16 protein-coding genes are annotated in these 15824 nt (G+C 43.9%); 14 read left to right on the top strand and 2 right to left on the bottom strand.

The features are described from left to right. The 13 genes from ACXJGZ_RS07080 to ACXJGZ_RS07020 all read left to right on the top strand — a co-directional run. Positions 1-419 (top strand): flagella accessory protein C (locus ACXJGZ_RS07080; RefSeq protein ID WP_456398803.1); only part of this gene is annotated, 419 nt, incomplete at its 5' end. Next, positions 416-1219: a FlaD/FlaE family flagellar protein gene (locus ACXJGZ_RS07075; RefSeq protein WP_456321316.1), complete on the top strand. Its 804-nt coding sequence runs from the start codon at positions 416-418 to the stop codon at positions 1217-1219. The genes ACXJGZ_RS07080 and ACXJGZ_RS07075, both read left to right, overlap by 4 nt. Before the next feature lie 9 nt (positions 1220-1228). Continuing rightward, complete coding sequence (locus ACXJGZ_RS07070; protein ID WP_456321315.1) at positions 1229-1744, top strand: archaellin family protein; 516 nt, start codon at positions 1229-1231, stop codon at positions 1742-1744. After that, positions 1720-2202 carry an archaellum stator protein ArlG gene (gene arlG, locus ACXJGZ_RS07065; protein ID WP_456398800.1) on the top strand — a complete coding sequence of 161 codons (483 nt, stop codon included), beginning with the start codon at positions 1720-1722 and terminating at the stop codon, positions 2200-2202. Before ACXJGZ_RS07070 ends, arlG begins: the two co-directional genes overlap by 25 nt. 17 nt (positions 2203-2219) lie before the next feature. Continuing rightward, a complete protein-coding gene (arlH, locus tag ACXJGZ_RS07060; RefSeq protein ID WP_293257395.1) occupies positions 2220-2915 on the top strand; it encodes an archaellum protein ArlH in 696 nt (231 codons plus the stop codon). A gap of 1 nt (position 2916) precedes the next feature. After that, complete coding sequence (flaI, locus tag ACXJGZ_RS07055) at positions 2917-4542, top strand: archaellum flagellar ATPase motor FlaI (protein ID WP_293257345.1); 1626 nt, start codon at positions 2917-2919, stop codon at positions 4540-4542. A gap of 5 nt (positions 4543-4547) precedes the next feature. Beyond that, positions 4548-6257, top strand: coding sequence for an archaellar assembly protein ArlJ/FlaJ (gene arlJ, locus ACXJGZ_RS07050; RefSeq protein WP_456398798.1), 1710 nt, complete (start codon positions 4548-4550; stop codon positions 6255-6257). Further along, on the top strand, positions 6254-8170 hold the full coding sequence (locus tag ACXJGZ_RS07045; protein WP_456398796.1) for a COG1361 family protein: 1917 nt from the start codon (positions 6254-6256) through the stop codon (positions 8168-8170). Before arlJ ends, ACXJGZ_RS07045 begins: the two co-directional genes overlap by 4 nt. 59 nt (positions 8171-8229) lie before the next feature. Continuing rightward, positions 8230-10113: a phosphoadenosine phosphosulfate reductase domain-containing protein gene (locus ACXJGZ_RS07040; RefSeq protein WP_456398794.1), complete on the top strand. Its 1884-nt coding sequence runs from the start codon at positions 8230-8232 to the stop codon at positions 10111-10113. Between the two features lie 26 nt (positions 10114-10139). Further along, positions 10140-10994, top strand: a complete 855-nt coding sequence (locus ACXJGZ_RS07035; RefSeq protein WP_456321310.1) for a helix-turn-helix transcriptional regulator — start codon at positions 10140-10142, stop codon at positions 10992-10994. A 48-nt stretch (positions 10995-11042) separates the two neighbouring features. Then, positions 11043-11633, top strand: a complete 591-nt coding sequence (locus tag ACXJGZ_RS07030; RefSeq protein WP_456398792.1) for an HVO_0476 family zinc finger protein — start codon at positions 11043-11045, stop codon at positions 11631-11633. Between the two features lie 40 nt (positions 11634-11673). After that, a complete protein-coding gene (locus ACXJGZ_RS07025) occupies positions 11674-12330 on the top strand; it encodes a protein-L-isoaspartate(D-aspartate) O-methyltransferase (protein ID WP_456321309.1) in 657 nt (218 codons plus the stop codon). Between the two features lies 1 nt (position 12331). Then, a complete protein-coding gene (locus tag ACXJGZ_RS07020; RefSeq protein WP_456326069.1) occupies positions 12332-12964 on the top strand; it encodes an HAD-IB family phosphatase in 633 nt (210 codons plus the stop codon). Between the two features lie 45 nt (positions 12965-13009). Here ACXJGZ_RS07020 and ACXJGZ_RS07015 read toward each other — a convergent pair whose 3' ends face one another. Then, positions 13010-14146: an A24 family peptidase C-terminal domain-containing protein gene (locus ACXJGZ_RS07015; protein WP_456398789.1), complete on the bottom strand. Its 1137-nt coding sequence runs from the start codon at positions 14144-14146 to the stop codon at positions 13010-13012. A gap of 10 nt (positions 14147-14156) precedes the next feature. Continuing rightward, positions 14157-14330 (bottom strand): class III signal peptide-containing protein, encoded by a 174-nt coding sequence (locus ACXJGZ_RS07010; RefSeq protein WP_293257368.1) that lies wholly within the window; start codon positions 14328-14330, stop codon positions 14157-14159. Between the two features lie 149 nt (positions 14331-14479). On the opposite strand from ACXJGZ_RS07010, the gene ACXJGZ_RS07005 reads away from it, so the two are divergent. After that, positions 14480-15682, top strand: coding sequence for a hypothetical protein (locus tag ACXJGZ_RS07005; RefSeq protein WP_456398787.1), 1203 nt, complete (start codon positions 14480-14482; stop codon positions 15680-15682). Positions 15683-15824 lie beyond the last annotated feature (142 nt).

Raw genomic sequence — 15824 nt, 5'->3', positions numbered from 1 at the left:
AAACTCCCGAAATTGTCCAACCAGAAGTAGAAAATGAAGAAAGGAAAAAAGAGGAGGAAGAAGCCTTAACTCAAATGATGGTGAGGATGAATGAGATCGAGAACGATATTCCAAGGATAAAGGTAAGCATTGATACCCTTAAAGCCCAAATCCAGGAGATCAGGGATGAGGTGGAGAGTCTGAACAAGACAATTAGGGACGTCATGATGCTATATGAGGTGGTATCACAGGAGATAAATCCTTTCAAAGATCTAGAAAGTGAGAACCCAATAGTTGGAGAGATCCAGGATCTGAAGCAGGAGCTCGACGAATTGAGGAAAGAAATAGCCCAAATAAAGGCGGATTTAAGGTTGCTGGCTTATCATGGTATTGATTTGGATAAAGTAATTTACGAAGTCCTTGCGGAGGGAGAAAAATGATGCTCGAGCAAGAAATCGAGAAAAAACTCCAGAGGCTGCAGGGAAAAGTGCCCACGATTATAATAAAGGAGCTTCAGGATAAGCTAGTGTCCAAGATGGACATACTCACACCCGAACAGGTGGATTTAATTATCGATAAGGTGCTAGAAAACTATTCCAGCCAGGTCGAGAGACTTACGAAACTGGATAGGAGGGTCGAGGAAATTGGAAAGTATCTCAAGGAGGTAAGAGAGCATTTGGTGGGTGCATCTTCGGTGAATACAGCTTCAACGGCGATTCCCGGTTATTCCGATAATGAAATCACCAATCAGGAGTATGTTGAGCCTTCTACACTTGAAAAGGAGGTAGAATTTAAAGAGGAGGAGAAGGAAATGGGAGAGGAATTTAAAATTCCCCAGGATATTAGGGAGGTTTTAACCGTTCAGCAGGTTGGTAAGGCTAGACTCGAAAGGCTTCCTGATGATATGGTCTCAACTATGATAGCTTTGAAATGGTTGGGCTTCCTTATTGATAAGGCAGGCATACAAAATCTTGAGAACGTCTTAGAGTTTTACTACAGGATTGGATGGATTTCGGAGAATGTGCTAAACACTCTGCTGACCTATGCGAATGGGACCAAACCTCACTATAGGGAGCCCAATTGGAGGCCTGAGGATAAGCTGACAATTCAGGATCATTTGATATCTCTGCTCTTCATAGAGCGCCTTAGAGGGGGGAGGGTGACAAGGGAGGTTTTGGATTCAATAGAAAGGGAAATTAAGATGATGAACAGGGTGTTGGAGCAAGTTTACGGTGTTTAGGGGATAACCATGGGGTTCAGTGTTTCAGCGACCTTCGCGATTTTATTCACATCGGCTCTGGTTGCCTTTGGGATGTTATATACTTCCTTTGAGAATACTTATATTTCCGTCCTAGATGCGAGCAACTACCATGATGAGGCTATGGTTAACCTGAAGAACTCCCGCTTAAGCCTGAATGATTATACATATGAAACCAATTCGAATGTTTCAGTTTATGATATAACCTTCAATTTGACGAATGAGGGTGGCACGCTATCCCCGGATCTCTGGAACTTCATATATGATGGTAATCTTAATTCCGTAGATGTTGCTGTCCAGAATAAAGAATATGTGCTCCCCGGGGAATGGATAACCATAACCGTGCAGAACGTGCCTAAAACAACAGATATTCACTCATTAGTCACTGTTGTGGATAATGGATGCTCTCTAAAGATAAAATGGCAATGGGAATGGCTTGATCCAAATCAGACTCAGGGAGAAGCGGTGATAATTAGTGATGCATGGTATTGTCCCTTGGAGGGCTGAGGATGGCAAGTGGCGTGATTTCGGAGCTCGTGCTATTCATAGCTTCACTGCTAATTGCAGGAGTCATAGCTGGGGGACTCTACGCTGTCACCCAAGACATTTCAGATGGCATAAATGTTAAGGGGGAGCATCTGGCTTATAGCTTGAAGCTGGACTTTGCAATCATAAATGATGCAGAGAATATACCCACTGAGAGCGGTGCTTACGTGTTTTATGTAAAAAACACGGGAAAGGTTTCCTTCATGTTTGATGAAAATACGGTCGTAGTCTTCATTGATGGAAATCTAATCCCTCCGTCGAATCTGACCTTCACAAATTTAAATGATTCATCATCGAGCATGCTTTATCCTTATGATATAGGTTCGATTCATGTGAATACGTCCCTATCATCCGGTTATCATAAGATAACAATCGTTGTGGAAAACGGTGAGAAGAGATCTCTGGTATTCAAAGTGTAAAGTGCGAGGTGATGAAGATGGGAGCCCTACTCAAGATTCAGATACCAAACGATGAGCTTCATAGGCGGCTTGGAGGGGGAATCCCCGGGGGGAGCATAGTTGTAATAGAGGGCGATAGGGGTACGGGCAAGTCCATCTTTTCTCAGAGGCTCCTTTACGGTTTTTTAAAAAATGATTATTCCGTGGCATATGTTTCGAGCCAGTATACGACACCCGAGTTTATCAATCAGATGGATTCACTTGGATACGGCATAATTCACGAGCTCATCAAGAGGAAGCTGCTCTTTATATCTCTCTATCCTCTGATGACAAGCGTATCCAAAAAGGAGAAGTTTCTTCCCCGCTTTCTTGGAGAGCCACGGCTCTGGGAAAAACAGGTCGTTATAATTGACAGCATATCCTCGATATTTCCTCGAGAATTAAAGGAAGAAGAACTGCGTCGTTTAACGGAGCACCTAAAAAAGCTGAGCTCACTAAATAAGGTCATAATAATGACCGTAAACCCTAATGAGATGGATGAAAAGGTTCTTTCCACCCTCGAAGAGGTCTCCAGCATTTTGATACGGCTTCAGGTTAAGGTGTTTGGGGGTGATTTGAAGAATTCTGCCACCATAGTGAAATATAACAATGCTATGGGGATATTTCAAAAAATAATACCCTTTAGAGTGGAACCCCGGGTTGGATTCATAGTGGAGATTGCAGCGGTGGTGTGATATGGCTGAGAGGATTAGTGAAACTCTGGAAGTTGCCATGGCGAGGAATCCCCATCTCAGGAAATATGTTAATGAATTCGTTAAGAAGTATGCCAAGCTTCCGGAGTTTCACGTCCAGCTCAGCCGGAGCATGAAGGAGATAAAGTATCCAAACATACTCTACACGGTAGGAGATCCCATTTTCATTCATATATACGGGGATCCAAAGACGAATCGTAAATATATCGTTATAGAACCGAGGATTGAAAATGCGGAGGAAGAAGCAAAGTATGAGATGATTAAGGATAAGCTCCTGGAGCTGGCTCCAACTAGAAGAATTCCCGAAGAAAAGGAGGAATTCGAGCTTTTTTTAGATGAACTTTTCAGTGAGGCGGTTTCCAAATTGAGGAAGGGAGGGCTATTTAACAGAAACAAGTTTGAACTATCAAAGACGGAGTTTGAGAAGTTTAAATATCTGCTGAAGAGAGATATAATAGGAATTGGGCCTCTGGATGTTCTCATGAAAGACCCTTATATTGAGGATATTCACATTATAGGTGCAAACTATGTTTCTCTGATTCACAAAATTTTTGAGGCACTCCCAACCAATATAACCTTTGGGGATAATATAAAGCTGGCAGACTATTTCAAAAATTTGAGCGAGCGCATGGGAAGACCTGTAAGCGATAAAAATCCAGTGGTCGATGGAACACTTCCCGATGGTTCGAGAATTAACATAATATACAGCCCGGACGTGAGCATAAAGGGCCCTTCAGCCACGATAAGAAAGTTCTCTGCAACTCCATTAAGCGTGGTCCAACTCGTCAACTGGAATACATTCTCCGCGGAAGTCGCGGCATATCTATGGATTGCTCTTGAATACGGTATGAGTGTTTTCGTTTGCGGTGAGACGGCGAGCGGAAAGACAACGACCTTGAACTCAATAATTCCCTTCATAAAGCCGGATGCAAAAATATACACCGCCGAGGATACTCCTGAAGTTATAGTACCCCATCCCACCTGGCAGCGCCTAACTACTAGAGAAAGGGGTCCCGAGGAGAGCAGGGTAACACTTTTTGACCTTCTTAAAGCCGCCCTCCGTTCTAGACCGAATTATATTATCGTGGGTGAGATTAGGGGTGCAGAGGGTGCTATTGCATTCCAGGCTATGCAGACGGGGCACCCTGTCATGAGCACATTCCACGCGGGCGACATTAAAAAGATGATACAGCGTTTCACGGGTTCGCCTATCAACATCCCCGTGACGTTCATAGACAATCTCAACATAGCCCTCTTCCAGCAGGCGGTTTATGTGAAGGGCAAATTCCTTAGGAGGGTTTTGAGTGTTGTGGAAATTGAGGGATACTATGAAGAGCTTGGGGGAGTTGCCACGAGGAACGTTTTTGAGTGGGATCCTGTGAGTGATAGGCATATATTCAGGGGTATGAACAACTCCTACATTCTGGAGAGGAAGATTGCAGAGGTGGCGGGTTATGAGGATCCCAAAGAAATTTACAATGAGCTCTTTCTTAGAGCCAGAATAATCAAGAGGATGATTGAGCTCGGCATAACGGATTATTACTCCGTTCATAAAGAGATAAAGGGATTTTATGAGAGGGGCATAGAGGGATTGAGCTTCAGGTTGTGATTGAAATGGCAAAAAACAAAGCGGGAATATTTGTGCAGACGGATCTAACGATAAGGACGTACTTGAGAAAAGTGTTACTGCCAAGCTTAGGGGCGTCTATACTCCTCTTTGTGCTCATATCTATCCTTTCCCGCTTTGTATCACTCTCCCGCACGATCACAATTGCGCTCTATGCTATTCCGGTTCTCCCCTTGATCTATGGCGTATTTTACCCCTATGCCACTGCAAGCAGCAAGAAGGTCAAAATAAACTCGAAAATACCATTCTTTGCTACATATTTTGCTGTCCTTTCAACGAGCGATGTTAGCAGAAGTGAGCTGCTGCTTAATATCTCCCGGGAAAAAGTGTTGGAGCCCATTTCAAAGGAGATGGAAAAGGCTTACTATTTGATAGCCAAGCTCCATAGGGGAATGCCTGAAGCCTTGAGATTTCTCGCTAAGAGAAGCCCTAGCAAAGTTTTTTCGGATTTCCTTGAGAGACTTGCCTACTCTCTAGATAGCGGCGTTGAACTAACGGATTACCTCCTGCAAGAGCAGAAAACAGTCATGGATGATTATGAAACCTTTTATGAAGGAGCACTCTATGATCTGGATATTTTTAAGGAAGTTTACTCATCCCTAATTATCTCGGTGGTTTTTATGGTGACCTTCATTATAATTGGCCCTATCATAACGGGTCAGGATATAGTTAGTCTGAGCATTTTCACTTTTGTTCTTGTTTTGGCAACGGAAATTGGCGTTTTGGTCATAATAAAGCACAGGATGCCTGAGGACAGGATATGGGCAGAAAATGCTATGATACCACAGAGAAAAGAGAAGTTCATAAGAAGCATACTAATATCCATAACCGGAAGCATCCTGCTCTTCATTGTTTGCATGCTCGTAATAACACCCAGGTTCGATCTCCCTCTTCTAATTCGGATTGCACTGATTCTAACTCCTCTTGCATACGTCGGATGGGTATTGCAGAAGGAAGAAGAGAGCATAATGATAAAGGATGAGAATTTCCCTGCTTTCATAAGGAGCTTGAGCTCTTCACTGGCTGCAAGTGGAGCTTCGATGCATCTTGTACTGAAATACCTGAGTTCCCATGATTTCGGAACTCTCACGCAGGATATTAGAAACTTAAACCGCAGGGTTTCGATGCGTATTGATGATTCAAAGGCGTGGGAATTTTTTGTCTCTGACACAGGCAGCTGGCTCATAAGCATTTTCTCCGAAATATTCAAAAAGAGCATAAGATTGGGGGCAGAGCCAGAATATATTGGAATGGTCATATCCAGGAATTTTGAAAGGCTGGTTAGATTAAGGAGGAAAAGACAGCAGAATGTATCAAGCTTTAAGGGTGTCATATACGGAATAACAGGTGCATTTGCATTCTCCGTTTCATCGGCTTTCCAAGTGGCTGCATACATGACTCATCTCTTTTCAAATCTGCCAATTACGGGTGATTTCCTCCAGAGCATAATCTTTGTGCCGTCTTCCTCTGGCCTTCAGCTTACGAGCTACATCTTGGTCGCCATCTTGATTCTACACTCTTTATTATCTTCACTATCCGTAAAGCTTGCGGATGGAGGTCATTTGGGTATCACTCTCTACCAGTTTGTTGTCTTGGTATGGATATCCGCAATCTCCATGTACCTTGGAGAATTCATAATGGGAAAGATGATGACATTTGCAGGATTGATATGGCCTTTGATGGGGGTGGGAATGTGAAAAGAGTTATTGTTGTCTTGTTTCTTCTGCTCGTAGCAATTCCCAATGTAAGCGCGGCATCGGTAATTAAAGGATGGGTCCCTGTGCCCTCTGATATTTCGGTAGGAGAGGATAATATTCTCCTAAAGGACATATCGCCAAGAGATGGCTCTCTATTGGTATCTTTCAATGATAAAATGAGCATTGTGGCTCTGAAAAGCTCTGAAAAGCTCGATGGTTACACTCTATATATGGACAATGTGCTCTTGGATGAGCGAGGGTATGCTAATTTGAGCTTGAGCTTTCCATATCTCATGGAGGGAGAGTCTCTGGCATTCGGTGGCTATAGGATCACCCTTAATTCCGTCTCCGAAAGCCAAGCAAATGTTTTGATAAGTTATAAAAACGTGAGCAAGAGTTTCACCTATAAGGGGGGAAATATAAACTTTGAAAGTCTCTCTATAAGTCTAACCCCAATGCCCCTCCTCCTTGATGGATACCTCTACAAAGGTGTTCCAAAGAGCATTTATGCGTGGAACATAACCTTCAAGGATTACAGTGTGTCAAGTGAGGAGAATAACCTCAATGAGCTTGTAAAGATTGAAATAAATGGGGAAGACTACTGGGTTAAGGTTGGAGAAACTTTAGAAACAGATGATCTGAAAATTTCCGTTGATGACCTGCTGGGTTCCAATTATTTAAAGCTCAAAGTCAGGCTGAAGGGAGCATATATAAATGCCAAAATTTCTCCAGCGTTTTACGGGGATATGGTAGAAGGAAAAACAACAAAAATTGGTCCCTATTTGGTGAGCATTGACAAGATTTTCTCGGATAGTGCTTATGTAACTATTAAAAACCCCTGCGGGATGCCACTTAAAAGCGGCTTGATTAGCGTAGCTCATATGATTTCCTACGGGGGTCTTCACCTGGGGGCACTTGGAATCCAGGAGAAAAATAATGAGAAGAGCATTAAGGCAATAATATTTCTTGAAAAGGATAAAATCCCAAAGATAGAGGACACGGCATTTCTCAATGTCTCCTTTAAAACACCTGAAGGAGCACTGCAGTATGGGGCATTCAAAGCAAGGATTGTGCTTGAGAATAAAGGGAGCGTTGATCTGAGATACATAGAGATAAATCCGAAGATATCAGGGGATTTCAAAATTGCGGGGGACTATCCAAAATACATATCTCTCCTGAAGAGCGGTCAAAAATTTGAATTCCTGATTACACTAATACCTGAAAATGCGGGCAATCTAACCATAGGGAACATAGAAGTCATAGCCCATGCGCCATATCAGCTTTCATGTTATGGTTTTGGAGAGATATCCTTCTCCTCCGAGGTGAGGAGCATATATGTCAATAGGGCTAAGCCTGAATATAAAGTGGAAATAAACGGCACAGGAGGGAAAATAGGACAGGCACTGCCCCTGAACATCACCATTGTGAATAAAGGAAACACCTACGGACCCTATGAACTCACCCTGGCAGTCCCCAAAAGCATGGGAGTTATAGCAGAGAACTTCACCCTCTATGGTAAATGGCTCTACCTGCGGGGCAAACTCGAACCGGGCAGTGAGATTATTTATCCTCTAACACTTGTACCGAGCAAGGAGGGAACTTATGAAGTCAGCGCAGTCGTGAAGGAAGGTGATGAGCTCTTCCAAAACTCCACGATACTGAATGTTACTGCTATTTCCCCGACGATTATTGAGAAAAATGGGAGTACGGTGGTTCAAAACACATCCACCGTTACAGAGACCATAGAAAAAACGGTAACAGTTCCAAAAATTGTAGTTCAGAACAACACCATAGAAGTTATTCCTTTGAAAAAGAAGCTCATTTTTGGAGGGGGAGGATTTTTGGCAGGAGTAATCTTTATACTTGGTCTGGCTTTTGTTGCCGCTAAACTGGAAGAAAGAAAGGGGAAGTGAAAATTAGGAAAACCCAACCGTTATAAACCCTTCCTCCTTCTTCCCTTCAGGTGAATGAGATGAAAAAGGGTCCTGTATTCCTGGGTAGAGCTCATATCTACTGGTGTGAAGAGTGTAATGTTCCTCTCATAAGCGAGAAATGTGATATTCACGGGAAAGAAACGGTTTTCAGGTTGAATTTAACGCCACCAGCTGATGTGAGATTTGCATTCAAGGAAGATGTAGAATTTATCAAGCGCGAGTTTGGAGAGCACTATGGTATTGATTTAAGTGAGATAATAGACGATAGAGTTGTTTTGATGAATAAGACTCCGGGAGAGGATGATGTTTACGAGATTGTTCTGGATGGTTACATCTTTGGATGGCTCCGTTTTGAACCGAGAGAGCTTAAATGGAAACCAGGGCTTAAAGTGGAAGGTGCCATGGCACTCTGGAAGCACTTTGGAAGGGAAATGAAGAAGTGGGTGATTGTTGATCAGGGTGCAAAAGAGCCTATTAAGAAGGGTGCAAATGTTCTCCCCGTTGGGGTCATAGAGGCTGATGAGAGCATTAAAATCGGGGATGATGTTATAGTTGTTGCCGAAGATGGCGAGGTTATCGCGACGGGTATAGCAAAGAAGGATTACAAAGATTTGACAAACCCCAAAGAGAGGAGGACGGGGATAAAAACTAGGCATCAGAAGCATGTTAGCTACCATGAGGGGAAAAAAGCAACTATTGATGACGTTTTGAGGGCAAATAGAAGTGCGCTTGAAGCCAGGGTTAAAGAGGCGAGGCGCTTCATAAGGAAGACCGTTGAGAACACGAACAAACCCCCCGCCGTGGCTTTCTCGGGAGGTAAGGATAGCCTGGCAGTTCTTGGACTCGTCATGGAGGAGCTTGAGAAGTTCAGCATCTTCTTCAACAACACGGGAATAGAATTTCCGGAAACCCTCGAATACGTGGAGGAGATAAGGGAGGAGCTTGAAGCCCGGGGAATTGAGTTCATCAAGGCCGATGCGGGAGATGCCTTCTGGAGGGCGGTAAACGTGTTCTCCCCTCCGGGGAGGGATTATAGATGGTGCTGCAAGGTTACGAAGCTCGGCCCAATAACATTGAGCATAAAGGAGCATTATCCGGATGGGGTTTTAATGTTCGTGGGGCAGAGAAAGTATGAAAGCATTCAAAGGGCGAGGCAGCCGAGGGTGTGGAGGAATCCATGGGTGCCAAACGAGGTTGGTGCATCCCCAATATTCCACTGGAATGCATTGGAGGTGTGGTTATATATCTTCTCCCGCAATCTCAAATACAACCCACTCTATGAGCACCGTTTGGATAGGATAGGATGCTTCATGTGCCCCAGCTCATCCCTTGCGGAGCTTCAAATCCTAAAGGAGGAGAAACCCGAGTTATGGTCTAGATGGGAAAGAGAGCTTGAGAGATGGAGAAAGCGCTTCAGGCTTCCCGAGGAATGGATTACTCACGGTTTCTGGAGATGGAAGAGAATTCCACGGGGGCAGAGAGAGCTGGCAAGGGATTTAGAATTAGAAGTTGAAATCCCCGAAAAGAGGGTTTGGGAGCCATTGCAATATAGAATTGAGGGAGATAAGATAAGCTTCAATACCCGGGTTAACCTGAGGAGGATCAAGGAAGTTGCTCCTATACTCGGAGAGGTCGAGGAAGGTGAAGGTTATATAAAGGCAGGCACCGTGGTCTTTTCGGAAGATGGAGCAACCGCCCCGAGGAGAGAGGATGCACTTCAGGCTTACTACCTCTTAAAAAGAGCCTATGAGTGCGTGGGTTGCGGGGTCTGCGTGGGCAAATGTCCAGAAAATGCTTTAAGCATAAACCCCAAGAATAGAAAGATAGTGGTGAATTATTCACTTTGCACCCACTGCGGGGAGTGTATGGATGTATGTCCTCTCTTAAAAATCAAAAATCCCGAAGAGGGAAGCCAGCTTTAATTCTAATCCTGCTCCTCCTATTTTTTATGCCCCTAGTTACTGCTCAAACACCGTATGACTACCGGATAAATTCATACTCCCTCCATTTTGAGGTTCTGGATGAGAACATGGTAAAGGAAACCATTGAGGTGGAGCTAACAGCAAACACCAGCCTGAGCCAGTATGTATTCTATTCCGATTATCCCGTTGAAAATCCCGATGCCATTGTGTCGATTAATGGAAAGACGATAATTGCAAATGTGAGTACAAATGTGATTACGGGGAATATAAATGCCGTGTACGTGAATTTTCCCGAGCTTGGGAAGGGGGATATGGCTAAAATCAGGATAACCTTTTACACGAGTGGCGTGCTCCAAGACACGGATGGAAAGAAGCAGTTTGCCTATTACATAAAATTTTCCCAGCCTGTCGGATATTTTTATGTTCGCCTTTATGTTCCCAGAGGATATGCCGTGCTGACCCCGATAATACCCTCGCCAAACAAGCTCGAAAGTAGGGAGAACTCCTTGATCCTTGAATGGAGTCGGGAGAACCTGAGGGGCAATGAGGAGTTCTACTTTATAGTTGGGTTTTCAAACCCTATTAAAAAGGGCTTTGATCTCCGGATCCTCTTTGTCCTAGTGTTTTTGGCATTCATAGGGGGTTTCTATGCGGGGATGCTGTACAGGGAGAGGAAGAAAGGAAAGCCCGAAATTCTGAAGAGTGATGAGGAGAGGGTTATCGAACTCCTTAAAAATGGCCCCATGCTTCAGAGTGAGCTTGTTAAGCGTTTAAATGTTTCGAAAGCTAAGGTAAGCATCCTCCTCCGGGAGATGGAGGAAAAAGGTTTTATAGAGCGCATCAAAGAGGGAAGGAGCTATCTGGTCAGGCTCAAGGAGTGAGCGGAATACCTTTTAAACCCAGTTGAGAACTCATGAAGGGTGAGAAAAATGGAGTGTCCTGAATGTGGGAGTAACAACGTGGAGGTTATAAAGGAGAGAGGGCGCCAGATTACGCTTAGATGTCTCGACTGTGGCAATGTATGGCAAATTACGCTTCCAAAAACTGTGAAGGTCCCCCTAATTGTGAGCGAACATGAGAAGAGCTACAAAACCGTTGCAGAGCTTCCGGAGGGAGAGGAAATCCGAGTGGGAGATATAGTGGAAATTGAAGAGGGGGATATTAGAATCACAGGGATCGAGCTCGAAGGTATGAGGAGAGTTGAGAAAGCTGTAATAGGTGATATAAAAACATTATGGGGGGAAAACATAAGCTTCCCTGCCGTTTTTGGGGTCTCCATATATCTGAAAGATGGTGTTACACAGTCATTCAAAGTCAAAGCTGATAGAGAAGAGGAGTTTGCCACGGGAGAGGTCATAGAAGTCGGGGGTTATACATTCAAAATAGAAAGGATAAGGACGGAGAACGGCACTATTAAAAGAGGGATTGCAAAGGCTGATGAGATTAAAAGGCTGATGGGACATGCTATAAGAGGAAAAGCAAGGAGAAAGCTCGAAATTTACAGGGGGCATAAACGGTAAAAGGTAAATACCATCTCGCCCTATTTTTCTCTGTGGGAACATGGAGGATGAGCTCTACGATAAGTGGGAGAGGCTTGTGAAAAGGCTTGAACTCGAACGTATAATTAAGAGCGAACGTGTTAGGGATGCTTTTCTCAAAGTTCCACGTTATAAGTTTGTCCCGGAGAGATACAGGGACTATGCTCATGTGGATGAGCCTTTGCCAATTCCTGCCGGTCAAACTATAAGCGCCCCGCATATGGTAGCCATAATGCTTGAGCTTGCCGGGCTCGAAGAGGGGATTAACGTCCTTGAAATTGGCACGGGCAGTGGCTGGAACGCCGCTCTCATGTATGAGCTGGTGAAAACGGATGTCTACACGATTGAGAGGATTCCCGAGCTTGCCGAATTTGCGAGGAGGAACCTTAGAAAGGCTGGTTATGATAGAGTTCACGTTATTCTGGGTGATGGCACGAAGGGCTTTCCTCCAAAAGCTCCCTATGATGTTATTATCGTTACCGCGGGAGCACCAAAAGTTCCGGAACCGCTGGTGGAGCAGCTTAAAGTTGGAGGAAAGCTTTTAATTCCCGTGGGAAGTTACCACTTATGGCAGGAGCTCTATGAGGTCATCAAACTAAAAGGCGGAAAGAGAAGGATCATCAGGCATGGAGGGGTTGCCTTTGTGCCACTCATAGGTGAGCATGGGTGGAGGGAATAAAATGAGGTTAATAGCCTTTGATCTTGAAGGAACACTCGTAAAATCCGTCTCCGGGTGGGTCGAGCTTCACAAGCGTTTTGGAACCTGGGAAAAGGGTAAGGAGTATGCGGAGCTCTTCTTCTCCGGGAAGATTGATTACGTTAAATGGGCAGAACTTGACGCTTCCCTGTGGAAAGGACATACGAGAGATGAAATCATGGAGTGGGTTGAGAGCGTCGAGTATATGGATGGAGCTAGAGAGCTCATAGATTTTCTCAAGAATAGGGACTTCAAAATAGCAATCCTGAGCAGCGGACTTATGTGCCTTGCTGGGAAAGTCGCGAAAGAGCTCGGAGTTGACTATGTTTTTGCCAACGAGCTGATTTTTGATGAGAAGGGGGTGATTACAGGTAAAGTTAAGCCCCATGTAGATTTCAAAAACAAAGGGGTGATTTTAAGAGAACTCAAAGAGGAGCTCAAACCGAAACTCACGATAGCCGTTGGTGATGGTTTTAACGACATAGTTATGTTTGAGGAAGCCGATGTGAGCATAGCCATAAACCCGCATGAGGGGGTAAGGGGGGATTATGAGGTCAAAAGTCTCCATGAGGTTAAAGAAATAATTGAGGAGATCTTAAATTTTGTTAGATTGTGAATGAGTGGAGAGAATTTGTCATGTTAAAGAAATAATTGAGGGATCTTAAATCCCCGCCATCTTGAGGACGAGCCACCAGAATAGATCTCCGTAGAACACGGAAATCAAAAAGCCCAGAAAGAGAGCGGGTGCAAAAGGCATGGCTTTTTTCACGAGAAATCTGTTCTCGATCTTTCCTTCTTCTACGAGGGACTTTAACCTCTCCAGCTGTTCTCCGGTAATTCCTTCTGCCGTCGGCGAGACTATAGCTCCATTGTAAGAAGGGTTTAGGAGAGATAAATCACCAGTTTTGACAGCCTTCCTAAGTTTTTCAAAGGAGCTCTCCCTGTCCCTTAGAATTTTTCCTTCCTTTTCATATATCCACTCTCCAATTATGTCCCATTCATTTATCTCCTCGATTGGTTTTTCTTCTATCAGGACTTCGCTCCTAAGAACTTTGACAACTGAAAAGAACACTTTAAAGATGTAGAGCACGATTAGAAGCTTTAAAAAGGCGTATACTATGGTGGATCCTACAATGTAAAAACCGTATACTAGGGCGATACATCCAATTATGTCTCCAGCTTTTTTGAACTTTCCAAGGAGGGTTATGAGCGCTATGGTAGTTATGTATCGTACTGCTGGATGGAGTGTTAGGTTGAGATGCTTTTGGATGAGTATTAGCACTATAAAGGAAGCTATAATCCACAGGCTTACCTCAATTGATAGGTTTGCCCTTTCATAGAAAACCTGTTTCAACCTGTCCGTCTTTTTTTGTGCTATCAGGACTCCCAGTGCATATATCATGATGAAGGGGAATATTGCAATTATACTGTTCAGAAGGAGCGTTATAGCGTGAAGGGGGTATTGAGTGGCGTAAAAAGGTTTCATTCGGGCATAGCTCGATGCATATGGGAAGAGAGCCGAGAATCCCATTAGAATCACAACATCACCGCTCGCCCAGCCTCCCGTGAAGTAGAGAATGTATCCCAGGAGAAAGCCCAAACCCAAACCCACAATGCCGGCAACTGCAAAGATCGTATCATGTTTTACAATAAAACCCTGATAAAGATAGTAGATTATTCCAAGTCCCGCTATTGGAAATACATGCTTGTCATCTATAAATCCCGTTTTAATGTCCGTATAGGAGGTAAGAACTCCCATAATAACCCCTAATGCTATTAAAAGAAGTTCACCGCTCATTGATTTCACCTCATAGATTCTGGATCATCTGTTCCCTGAGCTTGGCGATATAATCCGTAAGAATGGAATTTATGTCACTCAAACTATCGTTTATTACCTTGATCACTATGGAGACCAATATCAATGCTGCAGCCAGCATGAAAAGATACTCAAGAGCACTCTGAGCTCTACGCAATGTTCTCACCTAAACTATTTAGGTCTTCATTGGATTTAAACTTTTTGTGGATACAGAGAGAACTGTTTTTAAATATCCTTCCAACCCTTCGACCTCTTTTGGGAGGGAATGAAAAAATTTATGAATTTGGCTGGATAATGAGAGTAAGAGGTATCGCCATGCTGAAGAGGATATACCTGCTTCCTCCGTTCTTAATTCTCTTCATTTTGCTGGCTCTGTGGCCCATTAGCACGCCCACTCCTTACCTTGAGCATCATGATAGCTACACTCTGGTTGAATACTCATTCTCCCGCATTGATGATGTTAAAATATCCAACGGGGTGATCGTTCGCTCCGGGGGGAAGGCGTATTTGATTGGAAACGGGAGTATTCAGGGATACAGAGTGGGAAACGAGAAAATTCTCGGGTCTGTGGGGAATTATCTCGTCACTTATCTAAACTACAAAGTTCATGTAAAGCGTCCCAAAGGATTTATTCTGAATGATAAGTGGTCTAAATCACTGAAGTTAAGGAATTCAGTGGCTGTGGGAGAGGATTTCATCGTTATGGCGGAGCATGATTATAAAGACCTTAAAGTTAACGTTTTCTTTTACTTCCCGGAAAACGGTGAAACCAAGGAATACTCTTTCAAGAGCGACCGTAAGGGTACAGTGCCTAAAGTAGCGGCGAAAGGGAAGTATGCTATCATTGGAGTACCCTACACATGGAGGCTTTACTACTTTAAAGAGGGCAAGCTTCTCTGGGAAGGCTCTCTCCCGGTGGAGTGCGGTTATGAGGATTATCCTCATTTCTCCCTCCATGTTGAAGAAAACGGTACCGGTTATGCGATCTCAAGTGAGGGCAAAGCGCTCGCTTACTTTAATGAGGGTGGTTTTAGAAGCATGGGGATTAACGAGGGATACTGCCTGCAATTTTCCGGTGAGGAGGAGAATGTGACAACCATAAACGCTGCGGTGGTTTTTGATAATTGTTTTGCTGCTCTGGTGTGGTATAAGGGTCTGGAGGATGCTCTTTACTTTTACAACATGAGCAGCGCCTATCACATTGAAAACTTCACCTTCAAGGCTGAAACTCCCCTCAAATTGGTCACTTCATCGGAATATCTTTTGGCTCATTACGAAAATTACACGTCGATTTTTGATTGTAATGGCGAAGTGTTGCGGATTGATGAGCATTACGATGAGGGTTACCCCTTTGGGGATGATTTCCTCCTCGTGCGTTATGGGGGTGAAACCATCCTTCACCTTCCTTTAACCAACAGAACGTACAGACTTGATGGGGTTAAGATTGTTGGGACCGCTGGTGGGAAGATAATTGGAGTGCGGGGAAACCAGCTCATAACACTTATATTGAAGGAATGATCCGGCCAGCATGAATAAGTTTTTTAAGTCCTTCGGGATAGGTGATCATTATGAAGGTATACAAGCTTCGTGTCAAAGAGGAGTATTTTCAAATGATAAAGGGAGGCAAAAAGGTTATTGAGGTTAGGCTCGCCTTTCCCCA

This window comes from Palaeococcus sp. (in: euryarchaeotes), from assembly GCF_053987695.1.
Note: the sequence above shows the minus strand (reverse complement) of the source record. Positions and strands in the feature narration are given on the sequence as shown.

Bases quoted from the DNA above. Each gene is read 5' to 3' on its own strand.
- ACXJGZ_RS07075 (WP_456321316.1), top strand. From the start codon at position 416: ATGATGCTCGAGCAAGAAATCGAGAAAAAACTCCAGAGGCTGCAGGGA.
- ACXJGZ_RS07070 (WP_456321315.1), top strand. From the start codon at position 1,229: ATGGGGTTCAGTGTTTCAGCGACCTTCGCGATTTTATTCACATCGGCT.
- arlG (WP_456398800.1), top strand. From the start codon at position 1,720: ATGGTATTGTCCCTTGGAGGGCTGAGGATGGCAAGTGGCGTGATTTCG.
- arlH (WP_293257395.1), top strand. From the start codon at position 2,220: ATGGGAGCCCTACTCAAGATTCAGATACCAAACGATGAGCTTCATAGG.
- flaI (WP_293257345.1), top strand. From the start codon at position 2,917: ATGGCTGAGAGGATTAGTGAAACTCTGGAAGTTGCCATGGCGAGGAAT.
- arlJ (WP_456398798.1), top strand. From the start codon at position 4,548: ATGGCAAAAAACAAAGCGGGAATATTTGTGCAGACGGATCTAACGATA.
- ACXJGZ_RS07040 (WP_456398794.1), top strand. From the start codon at position 8,230: ATGAAAAAGGGTCCTGTATTCCTGGGTAGAGCTCATATCTACTGGTGT.
- ACXJGZ_RS07035 (WP_456321310.1), top strand. From the start codon at position 10,140: ATGCCCCTAGTTACTGCTCAAACACCGTATGACTACCGGATAAATTCA.
- ACXJGZ_RS07030 (WP_456398792.1), top strand. From the start codon at position 11,043: ATGGAGTGTCCTGAATGTGGGAGTAACAACGTGGAGGTTATAAAGGAG.
- ACXJGZ_RS07025 (WP_456321309.1), top strand. From the start codon at position 11,674: ATGGAGGATGAGCTCTACGATAAGTGGGAGAGGCTTGTGAAAAGGCTT.
- ACXJGZ_RS07020 (WP_456326069.1), top strand. From the start codon at position 12,332: ATGAGGTTAATAGCCTTTGATCTTGAAGGAACACTCGTAAAATCCGTC.
- ACXJGZ_RS07015 (WP_456398789.1), bottom strand. From the start codon at position 14,146: ATGAGCGGTGAACTTCTTTTAATAGCATTAGGGGTTATTATGGGAGTT.
- ACXJGZ_RS07005 (WP_456398787.1), top strand. From the start codon at position 14,480: ATGCTGAAGAGGATATACCTGCTTCCTCCGTTCTTAATTCTCTTCATT.